This window comes from Paracoccus spongiarum (genome assembly GCF_030732095.1).
GTDB classification, from domain to species: Bacteria; Pseudomonadota; Alphaproteobacteria; order Rhodobacterales; family Rhodobacteraceae; genus Paracoccus; species Paracoccus spongiarum.
This window is the reverse complement of record NZ_JAVAMQ010000008.1, coordinates 101702-116296: the sequence shown is the minus strand read 5'-3', so window position 1 is coordinate 116296 and position 14595 is coordinate 101702. Positions and strand designations below refer to the sequence as shown.

General features: G+C 68.4%; 15 protein-coding genes. 5 read left to right on the top strand and 10 right to left on the bottom strand.

From position 1 onward, the window contains the following. Positions 1-9 precede the first annotated feature (9 nt). Positions 10-918 carry a DUF1698 domain-containing protein gene (locus Q5Y72_RS10605; protein WP_305963392.1) on the bottom strand — a complete coding sequence of 303 codons (909 nt, stop codon included), beginning with the start codon at positions 916-918 and terminating at the stop codon, positions 10-12. 147 nt (positions 919-1065) lie between these two features. Here Q5Y72_RS10605 and fcl point away from each other — a divergent pair, with 147 nt between their 5' ends. Then, complete coding sequence (gene fcl, locus Q5Y72_RS10600) at positions 1066-2046, top strand: GDP-L-fucose synthase (protein WP_305963453.1); 981 nt, start codon at positions 1066-1068, stop codon at positions 2044-2046. A gap of 18 nt (positions 2047-2064) precedes the next feature. On the opposite strand, the gene Q5Y72_RS10595 is transcribed toward fcl, so the two are convergent. The 3 genes from Q5Y72_RS10595 to Q5Y72_RS10585 are packed head-to-tail and all read right to left on the bottom strand — an operon-like array spanning position 2065 to position 4827. Then, on the bottom strand, positions 2065-2979 hold the full coding sequence (locus tag Q5Y72_RS10595) for a hypothetical protein (protein WP_305963391.1): 915 nt from the start codon (positions 2977-2979) through the stop codon (positions 2065-2067). Next, complete coding sequence (locus Q5Y72_RS10590) at positions 2963-3946, bottom strand: sulfotransferase family protein (RefSeq protein ID WP_305963390.1); 984 nt, start codon at positions 3944-3946, stop codon at positions 2963-2965. The genes Q5Y72_RS10595 and Q5Y72_RS10590 overlap by 17 nt, the downstream gene beginning before the upstream one ends. Continuing rightward, on the bottom strand, positions 3943-4827 hold the full coding sequence (locus Q5Y72_RS10585) for a hypothetical protein (protein ID WP_305963389.1): 885 nt from the start codon (positions 4825-4827) through the stop codon (positions 3943-3945). The genes Q5Y72_RS10590 and Q5Y72_RS10585 overlap by 4 nt, the downstream gene beginning before the upstream one ends. Positions 4828-5042: 215 nt before the next feature. On the opposite strand from Q5Y72_RS10585, the gene Q5Y72_RS10580 reads away from it, so the two are divergent. The 3 genes from Q5Y72_RS10580 to Q5Y72_RS10570 are packed head-to-tail and all read left to right on the top strand — an operon-like array spanning position 5043 to position 7405. Then, entirely contained in the window at positions 5043-6101 is a 1059-nt protein-coding gene (locus tag Q5Y72_RS10580; RefSeq protein WP_305963388.1) for an aldo/keto reductase, read from the top strand. 55 nt (positions 6102-6156) lie between these two features. Further along, positions 6157-7065, top strand: a complete 909-nt coding sequence (locus Q5Y72_RS10575; RefSeq protein ID WP_305963387.1) for a DnaJ C-terminal domain-containing protein — start codon at positions 6157-6159, stop codon at positions 7063-7065. Positions 7066-7069: 4 nt separating this feature from the next. Next, a complete protein-coding gene (locus Q5Y72_RS10570; RefSeq protein WP_305963386.1) occupies positions 7070-7405 on the top strand; it encodes a hypothetical protein in 336 nt (111 codons plus the stop codon). Between the two features lie 46 nt (positions 7406-7451). Here the strand turns inward: Q5Y72_RS10570 and katG are convergent, their stop codons facing one another. Beyond that, a complete protein-coding gene (katG, locus tag Q5Y72_RS10565) occupies positions 7452-9665 on the bottom strand; it encodes a catalase/peroxidase HPI (protein ID WP_305963385.1) in 2214 nt (737 codons plus the stop codon). A gap of 117 nt (positions 9666-9782) precedes the next feature. On the opposite strand from katG, the gene Q5Y72_RS10560 reads away from it, so the two are divergent. Next, the gene (locus Q5Y72_RS10560; RefSeq protein ID WP_305963384.1) at positions 9783-10700 is read left to right on the top strand and encodes a hydrogen peroxide-inducible genes activator; all 918 of its coding nucleotides are present in this window, start codon (positions 9783-9785) and stop codon (positions 10698-10700) included. Here the strand turns inward: Q5Y72_RS10560 and Q5Y72_RS10555 are convergent. The 5 genes from Q5Y72_RS10555 to Q5Y72_RS10535 are packed head-to-tail and all read right to left on the bottom strand — an operon-like array spanning position 10651 to position 14569. After that, entirely contained in the window at positions 10651-11022 is a 372-nt protein-coding gene (locus tag Q5Y72_RS10555; RefSeq protein ID WP_305963383.1) for a non-heme iron oxygenase ferredoxin subunit, read from the bottom strand. The two genes, Q5Y72_RS10560 and Q5Y72_RS10555, sit on opposite strands and share 50 nt — an antisense overlap. Next, positions 11015-11956: a fatty acid desaturase family protein gene (locus tag Q5Y72_RS10550; RefSeq protein WP_305963382.1), complete on the bottom strand. Its 942-nt coding sequence runs from the start codon at positions 11954-11956 to the stop codon at positions 11015-11017. Before Q5Y72_RS10550 ends, Q5Y72_RS10555 begins: the two co-directional genes overlap by 8 nt. Positions 11957-12014: 58 nt before the next feature. Continuing rightward, the gene (locus Q5Y72_RS10545) at positions 12015-12881 is read right to left on the bottom strand and encodes an amino acid ABC transporter permease (protein WP_305963380.1); all 867 of its coding nucleotides are present in this window, start codon (positions 12879-12881) and stop codon (positions 12015-12017) included. A gap of 49 nt (positions 12882-12930) precedes the next feature. Continuing rightward, complete coding sequence (locus Q5Y72_RS10540) at positions 12931-13761, bottom strand: transporter substrate-binding domain-containing protein (protein ID WP_305963378.1); 831 nt, start codon at positions 13759-13761, stop codon at positions 12931-12933. 22 nt (positions 13762-13783) lie between these two features. Further along, on the bottom strand, positions 13784-14569 hold the full coding sequence (locus Q5Y72_RS10535) for an amino acid ABC transporter permease (protein ID WP_305963377.1): 786 nt from the start codon (positions 14567-14569) through the stop codon (positions 13784-13786). Between the last annotated feature and the right edge of the window lie 26 nt (positions 14570-14595).

Sequence of the window (14595 nt, the reverse complement as noted above, 5' to 3'; positions counted from 1 at the left end):
GGCCGCCCCTTACGCGATGTCGGGAACCGACAGGCCGGCGCGCGTGATCTGGCGGAATTCGCGCCGGATCCCGTAGCCGAACACCCGTTGCGTTTCCGGCGAATGGAACACCCGGACATCGTCGAATCCGGCCTCGCGCATCCACAACTCGAGGCAGGAGGCCGAGGGCAGGAACCAGTTCCAGCCACCGCGGCTCAGATCCTGTTCCGACCCGTCCTTGTGGAATACGCGATTTCCCTCGAACAGGCAGACCGGCTTGTCGGAGCGGAAGGTCGCCGATTCCACGAAGATGTCGCCGCCGTCTTCCAGACGATTGAACATCCGCCGCAGTCCGAGGACCGGATCCGAAAGGTGGTAGACGACGCCGGGAACGTAGACCGTGTCGAAACGACCCTCATCCAGCGCATACAGCGAGACGGCGCGGCAGTCGACATCCGACAGCCCGAGCACGCCATTGACCAGCTCGTGCGCCGCCTCGGCGTATTTGCGCACCTCGTCGATCGCCAGGATCTCCGCCGCACCCAGCATCTTCAGAGTGAGGGTCGTGCCGCCCGTCCAGCAGCCGACATCGAGGATCCGGCGACCCCTGAAATGATCCTCGGGAAGGCCGAAGCCCGTCAGGAACTCAGCCATGAGGCGCAGATGCCGGATGCCCATGCGGCCCCTGACCGCAAGATCATCGCCAAAGCGATGATCATGGCCCCAATGGAACCTGATCGACAGATCGCGCTGATTGTCGGGCGACGCGTAGCCCTCGGAGGCCCAGTCGATGGTGCCGATCCGGGACAGCAGCGCCCTGGCCCGGACGGCCTGCTGCGGATCGCGCAGCGCGAACGCGGCGTCGAAGCGTGCCCTGAACTGATCGCTGAGGTCTCGCACCGAGGCGGCATAGGCGTCGGGAAGTTGAATTTCTGGCATCCGTGTCCGCCTTCGGGCCATCCTGACGGTCCGACTGCTAGAGCGTTCTCCGACAGGTTGCAACCGCGGCCGTCTGAACCCCCTCTGAACGGTTGTCTGGGCGGCGGAATCTTCCTAGACCGGGCGCGGCACGGGAGAGTGGCAGACATGACGGCAAGAGTATACATCGCAGGCCATCGCGGCATGGTGGGCGGGGCGATCCTGCGGCGGCTTCAGGCGCGAAGGGGGGCGGGCGAGGCGCTGGAGCTGGTGACCCGCAGCTCGGCCGAGCTTGACCTGACCGATCAGAGGGCGGTGGCGGCCTTCATGGCCGAGACGCGGCCCGATATCGTCATCCTTGCCGCCGCCAGGGTTGGCGGCATCCATGCCAACAACAGCTATCCTGCCGATTTCATCTACGAAAACCTGATGATTGAATGCAATGTCATCCATCAGGCCTTCGCCCACGGCACCCGCCGGCTGCTGCAGCTTGGCTCAAGCTGCATCTACCCGCGCGCCGTGGCGCAGCCGATGCGCGAGGATGCGCTGCTGACCGGCGTGCTGGAACCGACCAACGAACCCTATGCCATCGCCAAGATCGCCGGCATCAAGCTGTGCGAAAGCTACAACCGCCAGCATGGCACCGACTTCCGCTCGGTCATGCCGACCAATCTGTACGGGCCGGGCGACAATTTCCACCCCGAGAATTCGCATGTGCTGCCGGCGCTGATCCGTCGCTTTCACGAGGCCGCGCGCGAAGGGGCCGGGTCGGTCACGATCTGGGGCAGCGGCGCCCCCCGGCGCGAGTTCCTGCATGTGGACGACATGGCCGAGGCCGCGCTGTTCGTGCTGGACCTGCCGAAGGCCGATTACGACGCCAACACCGAACCGATGCTGAGCCATATCAATGTCGGATCGGGCGAGGACATCACCATCCTCGATCTGGCGCGGCTGGTGGCGCGGGTCACGGGCTTCGCGGGCGAGATCCGGACCGATCCCACCAGGCCCGACGGCACGATGCGCAAGCTGATGGATGTCGGCCGGCTGTCCGCGATGGGCTGGTCGGCCCGGATCGGCCTGGAACAGGGCCTCCGCGAGACCTATGACTGGTTCCTGGCCCAGGGCGCGCACGGACTGCGCGCGAAGTAGCGCGGCCCGCGCACTGGCCTAGCCGCGTGCAAGCCGGGTCTTCAGGGCCCGCATCGGGCCGGTGATCCGCCACGAGGTCGAGGCATAGACCTCGTCCAGCTTGGCCTGGCCCTCGCGCCGGGCCTTGGCGGTCGCGTCCGCCGCGCCGCGCAGCGCCTGTTCGAGATCCTTGACCTGTTGCATCAGCACCGTCCGCAGCATCTCGGAATCGTCCAGTTGACGGCGCAGATCGGCGACCTGACGGCTGACGCCCTGCGCGTCGGACAGTTGCTGTCGCAGCACCGCGACCTGCTCGCTGACGCCCTCGGCCTCGGCCAGCTGCCGTTGCAGCACCGCGACCTGCGGATCGGGCCGGGGTGACAGCAGGTCCGTTGCGACGGACTCCAGCATTGAATCGGGGTCGTCGCGCTGCGGCGCGGGGCCGGTGGTCGCGGCCTCGATGGCATCCATCAGCTCCACCGCTTCGGGATCAAGCGCCAGCGACAGGCCGCACAGCGCGTGCGATCCTGCGGTCTCGCGGGCGGTATTGGCGCCGGGCTCTGCGGCAGGCGACGCGGTGGCAAGGGGCAGGTCGGGCAGGCGCCGGTCCGGCCAGCGCGCCGCAAACGCGACCCTCAGCGCCTCGAGGGCCCGGGCGTTGCGCGGCTGGGCGATCACGGCGACGCGGTCGCGGTGACGGCGCTGAACGGCCATGTAGGCGGCGGCATCGGCGCGCCAGCGCAACCGGGCATCGCGCAGCGTCGCGCCCTGCGCCACGAGGCCCGCCACCACCGCCGCCGGTCCGGCATGGACCAGCAGCGCCGCGCCGCCATCCGCCGCCAGCCATGCTTCGAGCATCGCGAGGTCGGGCAGCAGGGCCGGCGCGCGCCCGTCTCCCGCCAGCGACCAGGCGCTGAAGGCGGGCGGTGTCGTCATGTCAGCTTGGTTCGTCATCGTCGCCTCTGCTTGCCGACGCCGCCTCCGGCGCCTCGCGGGATGGGGTCTCGGGCTCGGGCGGATAGCCCAGCCTTTCGCACAGCAGGCCATAGCGCCGGCTGGCCCGCGCTTCCAGTGCGATGTCGGCGGGCACCGCCCGGCGCGGACGCGAGGTGATCTGCCGGGTCTGCCGGCCGCTGTCGCCGCTCAGCATGGCGAGGCCGTAAAGCTGCTCGACCTGTCGCAGCACCGGCAGGTCCAGCACCGCGCAGATCGCCGCCAGCGTGTCGTCGGGCGCGGCGGTGAAATCCTCATAGCGGAACAGCGCCAGATCGTCATGCGCATCGAGGAACATCAGGTATCGGCGGGCATATTCGTCAAGGGTGGCCGGTTCGAAATGCAGCCAGCCGTTCAGCCCCAACGACAGGTAGGAGTCCAGCGGATGCCGCACCGTGACGACCCCGCGCACGGGCGCGACACGCTGCAGAAGCTGGTGCATTCCGGGGCGGCCGTCCGGGTCCGCGCCGGTGCAGAACTGCGAATGCGAATGCGCCCGAACGCACAGATAGCCGCCCTGTCGCGCCAGCCCGCGGTGCAGTTCGCGCAGCCCCGCGCAGAAGATGTCGGCCGTCGTCGCGGCATCGGGCGGCCGCAACGAGAATCCGGCTGCATAGATCAGGTCCGAGGGGCGGAACTGCTGCTTGCCGGCGGCCCCCTGAAGCGTGCTGAGCGGGTCGATCTCGCTGAGCAGGGTGGTGTTGGGCAGCGTGGCGAGGCAGCGACTGATCAGGGTGCCGCCCGTGCAGGCGAGGTGATGGATGGCCCGGATCGGCGCGGGCCCGGGCGCGACCGCGCGAGAGCCCGCGCAGTCTTCCAGCACCTGCGCCAGCGGCTCGGCCTGCCCGTCGCGGGGGGGCGGCACGTCCTCGGCGCGCAGCATGTCACGCGCCGCGAGGATGGCGGCGATCGGCGGGACGCGGCTCATGGGGTTCGCGCACCGGTCGCGGCGGCGCTGCTTGCGGCATCCTCGAGGCTGGCAAGCAGCCGGGCCAGCAGGTCGGCCTGCGCCGCGCGGGCGGCCTCGGCCACCTGATACCGTGCCCGAAGCTCGGCCAGGTCGGCGCGCAGCAGATCCTGCATCCGCTCTGCCGCGGCAAGCTGGTCGGTGACCCTTTCGATGTCGGCCTGCACGGCCTTGCGGGCCTCTGCGGCGGCGGCCGCAAGCTTCCGGCGCAGGTCGCGCTGGATCAGGTCGGGCACGAAATGCAGCCAGGGGCGATCCGGGTCGCGGTCGTCGCGCATCGTCACCTGATAGCCGTCTTGGCGCAGCGCGGCGAACAGCGCGCCAAGGCCCGCTCCGCCCTCGACCAGAGGCTGGCGGGCCGCGCGCAACCGGATCTCGCGCAGCTCGGAGCGCAGATCCGACGACGCCAGCGCCGCGATGATCGCCGCCTCTTCGCCGGGCGTGTCGATCTCAAGATGCAGGGGGCCCGCCTGCGTCCCAAGATGGCCGGCCAGATCATCGCAGCTCATCCGGGACACTGTCAGCCGGGCCCGGATGTCGAGGCCGGGGAACAGTTTCCGCGCATGTGGCGTCGCTGCGCGGAACGCGCCAAGGCCCGGTTCATTGAAGCGCAGCCATTCGGCCTGCCCGCCGGTCGCGGCAAGGGCCGCCTCGACGATCTCGACCCGGTCCGAGGCGCGAAAGCGGTGGCGCAGGCTGCGGGCGTGGTCGGGGTCGGGGGTCAGCACGACCAGCCGCGCGGCGCCCCTTTGCAGCGCGCGGGCGATGCGGCGGCCGTCGGGCAGTCCGGTCAGGACCTCGACAGGCGGGGCCGCCGGGGCGTCTTTGCTGTCCGTCGTCAAGGCGCCGTCTTTCCCATACCGAGGGCACTTCTTCAGGTTGCGTGTGGCCGCATGGACCAACCTGCGGCACCTTTCGCCTATCCCATCCATGCGCGAGGTCAAGGCCCGACCTCGATTTCGGCCTTTGCCGGGGCTTGACGGCCCGCCGCGGGTTGCGCCGCCCGCCGTTATCGCTAGCTTGGCACCGCGCAACGCGAGAACGGACGGACAGCACGATGAAACGGGTGATACTGGGCGGCAGCGATGTCGAGGTCAGCGAGATCTGCCTTGGAACGATGACCTTCGGGAACCAGACCGACGAGGCGGTCGCGCAGGAGCAGATGAACCGCGCGCTGGAGGCCGGGATGACCTTCTTCGACACCGCCGAGATGTATCCGGTAAACCCGGTCCGGCGCGAGACCGTCGGGGTCACCGAAGAGATCGTGGGACGCTGGCTTGCGGCGTCGGGGCGGCGCAACGCGGTCGAGATCGCCACCAAGATCACCGGGCCCAGCCAGATCGTCCGCGACGGGGCGCCCTATGACGGCCACATCGTCACCGCTGCGATCGACGCCTCGCTGCGGCGGCTGCAGACCGACCGGATCGACCTTTACCAGCTGCACTGGCCGGTCCGCGGCAGCTATGCCTTCCGGCAGAACTGGACCTATGATCCCTCGGGCCAGTCCAAGCAGGCAACGCTGGACCACATGGCCGACGTGCTGGGCGCCTTGGAGGCTGCGCGGCGGGCCGGCAAGATCCGCGCCGCGGGACTGTCGAACGAAAGCGCATGGGGCCTTGCCCGCTGGTGCGATGTGGCCGACCGGACCGGCGGCCCGCGCATGGCGGCGATCCAGAACGAATACTCGCCGCTCTACCGGATGTTCGACACCGACCTGGCAGAGGCTGCGGTGAACGAGGATGTCACCCTGCTGGCCTATTCGCCGCTGGCCGCGGGGCTGCTGACCGGGAAATATGCCGGCGGCGCGATCCCCGAGGGCAGCCGCGCCGATGCCGACAAGGCCAGCGGCGGCATGGGCAATCTGGGCGGGCGCAAGACCGCGCGCGGGCTGGCCGCGACCGATGCCTGGCACGAGCTTGCCGCCGCGCATGGCTGGGATCCGGTGCATCTGGCGATCGCCTGGCAGTTGACGCGGCCCTTCAGGGCGATCCCGATCATCGGGGCCACCACCGCAGCGCAGCTGGATCACCTGATCGCGGGTTTCGGCAGGGCGGTGCCCGATGATCTGGCCAAGGCCATCAACCGGCTGCACAGGGACCATCCGCTGCCCTATTGATGATGGCCACGACGGGCCTATCTTGCTGACAGGCAAGGACGGACACGGGGGCGCGATGTCAGGCGATCCATATGCGGCATTGGGGCTGGCCAGGACGGCCAGCGAAGCCGAGATCAAGGCGGCTTATCGCAAGATCGCCAAGGCCGATCATCCCGACCTCAACCCCGACCCTGCGGCGGCCGAACGCTTCAAGGCCGCGGCGCGGGCCTATGACCTGCTGAAGGATCCCGAGCAGCGCCGTCGTTTCGACGCCGGCGAGATCGACATGCAGGGGCAGGAGCGTCCGCAGCGGCGCAGCTATCGCGAACAGGCCGAGGCGGCGGGCCACCCCTATGCCCGCGGCTACGGCTTCGAGTCGGATCCCGACCTGTCTGATGTCTTTGCCGACCTGTTCGGCCGGCGCGGCGGGCCGCAGGGCGGGGGGCACGACTTTCACATGCGCGGGCAGGACTACCGATTTGGCCTCGAGGTCGATTTCCTGACCGCCGCGCGGGGCGGCAAGACCCGCATCAGCCTGCCCGAGGGCGGCGATCTCGAGGTCGCGATCCCGCGCGGCGTGCGCGACGGCCAGACCATCCGCTTGCGCGGCAAGGGCGGCGCCGGCATGGGGCAGGGCGGTGCGGGCGACGCGTATCTGACCGTCTCGGTCGCGCCGCATCCCGATTTCCGCCGCGAGGGCGACGACATCCTCGTGGTGCTGCCGATCGGCCTTGACGAGGCGGTTCTGGGCGGCAAGGTCGCGGTGCCGACCATCGACGGGCCGGTGAACATGACCATACCCAAGGGCGCCAGTTCCGGCCGGCGGCTGCGGCTGCGCGGCCGCGGTATCAATGGCGGCGACCAGCAGGTCGAGCTGCGGATCGTCATGCCGCCGAAGGTGGACGACGAACTGGCCGCCTTCTTTGAGGAATGGCGCGGCCGGCATGGCTATGATCCGCGCGCAAGGCCGAAGGCGGGAGGCTAGGTGGATGGTCAGATACTATTCCGAGACCGAGGTGATCACGCTGATCGAGGACCTGTCGCCGCCGCGCCTGAAGGCCTATCTGAGCGCGCGGATCGTGCATCCGGTGACAACGCCGCAGGGACTCGGCTATCGCGACGCCGATCTGGCGCGGCTGCAATTGCTGTGCGATCTCAGCGAGGCCTATGACCTGCCCGAGGATGCGCTGCAGATGGTGATGTCGCTCGTCGACCAGCTGAACACCGCGAGGGGCGACCTGCGGGCGCTGATGCGGGCGGTCTCGTCCGAGCCGGACGAGGTGCGCCGGCGCATCCAGGCCTGCCTGCGCGACGAGCGCGGCTGACACGGGATGTGCCGGGCGCCGCCTGTCGCGGCGCCCGGTCCTTCGGTCAGGCCAGGTCGAAGCGGTCGGCGTTCATGACCTTGTTCCAGGCGGCCACGAAATCCTGCCGGAACTTGCCCGCGGCATCGTCGGCGGCATAGACCTCGGCCAGCGCCCGCAGCTGCGAGTTCGACCCGAACACCAGATCGACGCGCGTCGCCGTCCATTTCGCCTCGCCGGTGACGCGGTCGCGACCCTCGAACAGATCCGGCGATCCCTCGACTGGCTTCCACTCGGTCCCCATGTCCAGCAGGTTGACGAAGAAGTCGTTCGTCAGCTGGCCGGGGCGGTCCGTGAACACGCCATGGCTCGACCCGCCGTGGTTGTTGCCCAGAACCCGCAGGCCGGCCAGCAGCACGGTCATCTCGGGCGCGGTCAGCGTCAGTAGCTGGGCGCGGTCGATCAGCAGCTTTTCTGTGGGAACGCTGTAATCGGTCTTCAGGTAGTTGCGGAAGCCGTCGGCCTCGGGCTCCAGCACCGCGAAGCTGTCGGCATCGGTCTGGTCCTGCGTCGCATCGGTGCGGCCCGGCGTGAAGGGCACGCTGACCGACCCGCCCGAGGCCTGCTCGATCGCGGCGGCGCCGCCCAGCACGATCAGATCGGCCAGCGACACGGCCTTGCCGCCCGTCGCAGCGGCATTGAACGCATCGCGTACGCCTTCCAGCGCGGCGAGGACGCGGGCCAGCTGTTCGGGCTGGTTCGCCGCCCAGTCCTTCTGCGGGGCCAGCCTGATCCGCGCGCCATTGGCACCGCCCCGGCGATCGGAACCGCGGAAGGTCGAGGCAGAGGCCCATGCCGTCTGCACCAGTTCCGGCACCGAGAGCCCGGTGGCCAGGATCTGCTGCTTCAGCGCGGCAATCTCCGGGGCGTCGATCAGCGGGTGATCGGCCGCCGGGACCGGGTCCTGCCAGATCAGGTCCTCGGCCGGCACGTCCTTGCCCAGATAGCGGGCCTTCGGGCCCATGTCCCGGTGGGTCAGCTTGAACCAGGCGCGGGCGAAGGCGTCCCGGAAGGCGGCGGGGTCCTGATGGAAGCGGCGCGAGATCGGCTCGTAGATCGGGTCCATGCGCATCGCCATGTCGGCGGTGGTCATGATCGTCTTGACCTTGCGCGAGGGGTCGTGCGCGGCGGGCGCCATGTGGTCCTGATCCACACCCACGGGCGTCCACTGATGCGCGCCGGCCGGGCTTTTCGTCAGTTCCCACTCATAGCCGAACAGCATGTCGAAATAGCCGTTGTCCCAGGCGATCGGGTTCGGCGTCCAGGCCCCTTCGATGCCCGAGGTGATCGTGTGGTCGCCCGATCCGCTTTCGAACCTGCTGATCCAGCCCAGCCCCTGCGCGGCGATGTCCTCGCCCTCGGGTTCGCGGCCGACCAGCCCGGCGTCGCCCGCCCCGTGGCATTTGCCGAAGGTATGGCCGCCGGCGGTCAGCGCCACGGTTTCCTCGTCATTCATGCCCATACGGCCGAAGGTCTCGCGGATGTCGCGGCCCGAGGCGACAGGGTCGGGATTGCCGTCCGGGCCTTCGGGGTTGACGTAGATCAGGCCCATCTGCACGGCGGCCAGCGGGTTTTCCAGCACGCGCTCGCCGGAATAGCGGCTGTTGGGCTTGTCGCTGGTGGCCAGCCATTCCTCTTCGGTGCCCCAGTAGATGTCCTCTTCCGGTTCCCACACATCGGCGCGGCCGCCGCCAAAGCCGAAGATCGGGCCGCCCATCGATTCGATGGCGCAATTGCCGGCGAGGATCATCAGGTCGGCCCAGCTGAGAGCCGCGCCGTATTTCTGCTTGATCGGCCACAACAGGCGACGGGCCTTGTCGAGATTGGCGTTGTCGGGCCAGCTGTTCAGCGGCGCGAAACGCTGCGTCCCCGAGGTCGCGCCGCCGCGCCCGTCGCCGGTGCGATAGGTGCCGGCGCTGTGCCAGGCCATGCGGATGAAGAACGGCCCGTAATGGCCGTAATCGGCCGGCCACCAGGGCTTGGAATCGGTCATCAGCGCGAACAGGTCGCGCTTGACCGCGTCCAGATCCAGTTTCCGGAAAGCGGCCTTGTAGTCGAAATCGCCGCCCATCGGGTCCGACAGGGCGGTGTTCTGATGCAGGATCCTGAGGTTCAGCTGGTTGGGCCACCAGTCGCGATTGCTTCGCCCGCTGAAGCGATCCTTGCGCATGCCGCCATGGTTCACCGGGCAGGTGCCCGCCGCCAGATCGTTGCCGTCCATCTTCGCCTCCTGAAATGCCTGAGACGGGCCACCCGGGGCCCGCGCGATGACTTAGTCTAGCAAATGCAGCCAATCAGAATAAGTTGATTATTCTGATTGCGACGATAATATTCGCTTATGGCAAACATCACGCTGCGACAGCTGCGCTATTTCGACGCCCTCGCGCTGCACGGGCATTTCGGTCATGCCGCCTCGGCCTGTTCGATCACCCAGCCGGCGCTATCGGTGCAGATCAAGGAACTTGAGCAGGAACTGGGCCTTGCGCTGTTCGAACGCGGGTCGCGGCAGGTGCGGCTGAGCCTGTTCGGCGAGGAATTCGCCCCGCGCGCCCGCGCGATCCTGCGCGCGATGGACGAGTTGGGCGACATGGCCCGCGCGGCCCAGGACCCCCTGGGCGGGCGGCTGCGGCTGGGGATCATCCCCACCATCGCGCCCTATCTGCTGCCGGCGATCATCCGCAGCCTGTCGACCTCGCATCCCGGTCTTGACATCCATGTGCGCGAGACGATGACCTCGCGGCTGTTGCAGGAACTGGCCGACGCCCAGCTTGACGCCGCCATCGTCGCGCTGCCGGTGTCCGAACCGTCGCTGACCGAGGTTGCGCTGTTCGCCGAAAGCTTTGTTCTGGTCCGCCCGCCCGCAGATCAGGGCAAGCCGGTGCCCGACCGCGACAGCCTGCGCGAGATGCGCCTGCTGCTGCTGGAAGAGGGGCACTGCTTTCGCGAACAGGCCCTGTCCTTCTGCAATCTGGGCGCTGCCAGCCCGCGCGAGATGATGGATGGCAGTTCCCTGTCCACGCTGGTCCAGATGGTCGGGGCGGGGATCGGCGTGACCCTTTTGCCGGAAATGGCCGTGCCGGTCGAGACGCGGGCCGCCGAAGTCGCGATCTCGCGCTTTGCCGCGCCGCAGCCGTCGCGCACGGTCGGGATGATCTGGCGCAAGACGACCCCGCTGGCCGAGCGGCTGACCGGCATCTCGCAGGTGGTCAGGGATTGCGGGGCGGCGCTGATCGGGCCGGGCTGCGCGGCATCCTGACCTGCACCATCCCGTCGCGGATGCGCGCCGGAAAGACGATCATCGGCCGGGTCGCCGGCGCGCCGAGGGGCCGGCCGTCGCGGACGTCGAAGGCGCCCTGATGCAGCGGGCATTCGATCAGGTGGCGGTCCAGATAGCCATCGCACAGATCGGCCCCGCCGTGATTGCACAGCGCCAGCGAGACATGGATGCCGCTGGGCGTGTCATAGACCGCCAGCCGCCGCGCGCCCAGCATGGCGGGCGTCACCCAGCCCGTCTCAAGCCGGTCCAGCGCGATCAGGTCGTGCCAGTCGCCATCCTGCGGCGCCGGCCGGTCAGTCACGCGAGCCCGCCCGCAGCCGGGACAGGATGTCGCGATGCGCGCCCAGATAGCCGCCGGGTTCGACATGCAGGTAGTCCTTCAGCTTCTCGTGCAGGCGCGGCAGGGCATGATAGGGCACCGAGGCCGCGTAATGATGTTCGGCGTGGAAATTCATGTTCCAGCACAGGAAGCGCAGCGGCCGCGACACCAGATTGGTGCGCGTGTTCAACCGCATCTCCGCCACGGTCGGCCTGCCGACATGCTCGGTCATGCGGATGAAGCGCATCACCGGTTCGCCCAGGATCAGCGGGACCAGCCAGAACCACAGCGGCGCCCACCAGCCCAGCAGGGGCATCGCCGCAAGGATGGCTGCGTAAACGCCCAGCATCAGCCGCGCCTCGCGGATCACCGCGGCCTCGGCCACCTTCGGGACGAAGCGGCGCTCGGCGGGCGTCAGCCGGCCGGCGGCGTGGCGCAGCAGCTCGGTCAGCTTGCCGCGCCAGTAGGGAATGGCCGACAGATACCACAGATATTCGCCCAGCGTGCGCGGCATCTCGATCAGTTCCGGGTCGTCGCCGGGCAGTTGCGTATGGTTGTGGTGGTCGCAATGCTCATAGCGGAAGAACTGGTGCGGCAGGCCGATCACCAGCCCGCACAGGTTGCCGGCCAGATCGTTCAGCCAGCGGGTGCGGAACACGGTGTAGTGGACGCATTCATGCTGAAGCGAGAAGTGATGCACCAGCACCACGCCATGCAGGAACATCGCGGGGACCAGCCACCAGCTGCCCAGCGCAAGCCAGACCAGTGTCGAGGTTGCGGCCAGAAGCAGGAACCACAGGGCGAGGTGAATCGCGGCCGGGCGATCCGAGCGGGCCATCAGCGCCCGCAACTCGGCGCGGGTCAGACGGCCTTCGGACAGGGCCTGGGTCAGCGGCGTGACGGCGGCTTCGGGCATGGGCCTGATCCCCTTTCATGACCCGCAGGATAGCGCGGACGCAGGCGGATGCCATGCGTCATTCAAGCCGCCGGAACAGCAGCGACAGGCACAGGCACAGCAGCCCGTAGAGGATCGCCGTGGTGATCCAGGCCTCGAAGATGGCGCGGGTCGATGAGACCAGCTCGACCGTGCGATAGGTCAGGTCGTGGACCGAGATCAGCGACACGATGGCCGAGTTCTTGACCAGCGCGATGAACTGGCTGGCCAGCGGCGGAACCACCTTGCGCATCGCTTGGGGCAGCACGACGAAGCGCATCTCGTCGCGCCAGCCCAGCCCGATCGCCCGCGCCGCCTCGCGCTGGCCCTGCGGCACCGACTGGATGCCGGCGCGGACGATCTCGGCCACGAAGGCGGCCTCGAACAGCGCCAGCACGAGGATGCCCGAAACCAGCGAGGGAAAGCGGCGCATGTCCCCGAAGGCGATCTGCCACAGCCAGGCATTCTCGCCCCGCGCGACCTCGCGGGCCCATGCCTCGACCTCCAGCGCGGCGATCAGCTGTTCCGAGAGGAAGAAGTAGAAGATGAAGATGACCACGACCGAGGGGATGTTGCGCAGCAGCTCGACATAGCTGCGCGCCAGCATCCTGACCGTCAGCTGACGGGCGCATCGCGCGATGCCCACGACCACCCCCAGCAGCAGCGCCAGCGCCGCCGCCATCACCGAGATGCGCAGCGTGTTCAGCAACCCCACCATCAGCGTGCCGGGCACCCATCGCCCCGCCTCGTCGTCGAAGCGCAGCAGGTATTGCGGCATGATCTGCCAGCGCCACTTGTAGTTCAGCGCGCCGTCGATCTGCGCCCAGACATGCCAGGCAAACAGCCCGATCAGCGCAAGCAGCAGCCAGTCCAGCCAGTGCAGCCGGGCCAGCCCGCGCCCGATCACTCCGCGACGGGCCCGCCCTGCCGGCGCGGCAGGGCGGGGTGGTCTGGCGTCATTCGACCTGATCGGCCCAGTCCTCGGTGGTGAACCAGTAGTCGTGGCGTTCCTTCAGCCAGCCCGAGCGCCAGTTCTGCGCGATCCAGTTGTTGAAATAGTTCAGCGCGTCGGGATCGCCCTTGCGCAGCACGAAGCCTTCGCCGCTTTCGTCAAAGACCTGGTCGCTGAAGACGGCCAGCGTCTCGGGATGGGTGCGGGCGTCGCGCGAGGGCGTCGGCTCGGCCGACATGGTGGCATGGGCATTGCCGTTCAGAACCTCCTGCGTGGCGGCGCCATCCTCGTCGAACAGCAGCAGTTCGGCCTCGGGGAACAGCCGGGCGATGACGGCGGCCGGTGTGGCGCCGCGCCGGGCGGCGAAGGTGATCGCGGGATCGTTCAGCCCCTCGAGCGTCAGGCCCTCGGTCATCTGCTTATTGGCCACCACCTTCAGCCCCGAATAGGCATAGGGATCGCTGAAATTGACCGTCAGGTTGCGCTGCGGGGTCCAGCTCATCCCCGAGATGATGACGTCGAACTTGCCGGCCACCAGCGCCGGGATGATGCCGTCCCAGGCGGTTTCGACGAATTCCACCTCGACGCCCATGTCCTGGGCCAGCTTGCGGCCGACATCCAGTTCGAAGCCGATCAAATCGCCATTGGTCGCGCGCATCGACCAGGGCACGAACAGCGACAGCCCGATCTTCACCACGCCGCGTTCCTTGATGCCCTCGATGACGCTTTCGCGCGACAGCGCCTGCGTCGCCTCCTGCGCGGTGGCGGCAAGGCCGGTCAGCAGTACCCCGGCCATGGCCAGCGCGCCGGCCAGCAGGTTCCTTCTTTTGTTCATCGGTTCACTCCCGGTTATCGGTTCAGGTTGCGACGGCGAGGCGTCGTTCAAGACGAGACACGCACAGCGACAGAAAAAGGGTCACGAAAAGATACAGCGCCGCAACCGTGAACCAGATCTCGAAGCTGAGATAGGTGTCCGAGATGATGTTGCGCCCGGCGGTGGTCAGTTCCGCGACCGCGATCACCGAGACGATGGCCGAGCTTTTGATCAGGTTCACCGCCTCGCCGGTCATCGGCGGCAGCATCAGCCGCACCGCCTGCGGCAGGATCACGAAGCGGTAGGTCTGCCCGCGACTGAGGCCGATGGCGGCGGCGGCCTCGCGCTGGCCGGTATCCACCGAATTGATGCCGGCGCGCACGATCTCGGACACCAGCGCGGCGTGATAGACGCCGAGGCAGAGGATCGAGGCGAGATAGCGGTCAAGCCCGAAGATCGGCCCCATGACGTAATAAAAGACATAGAGCAGCACCAGCAGCGGCACGTTGCGCACGATTTCCAGATACAGCCGGGCAACGGCGCGCCCGACCACCAGGTCCGACAGCCGCAGCAGTGCGACCACCAGCCCAAGCCCAAGCGCCAGGGAAAAGGCCGCGGCCGACAGCAGAATCGAGGCGCCAAGCCCGGTCAGCAACTCGCCGGCCTGCCAACCGTCCGCGCCGCGCGTCCACAGATATTGCGGAATTCGATACCATTGCCAGTTATAGCCCATCGCCGCCGCGCCGTTCAGCGCCGTGCGGACGATCAGCCCGACCACCAGCAGGTACAGTGCCACCGCCATGATCCGCGAGGCGATGAGCCGGCGCATGGCGCGCGAAACGGACGACGTGCGGC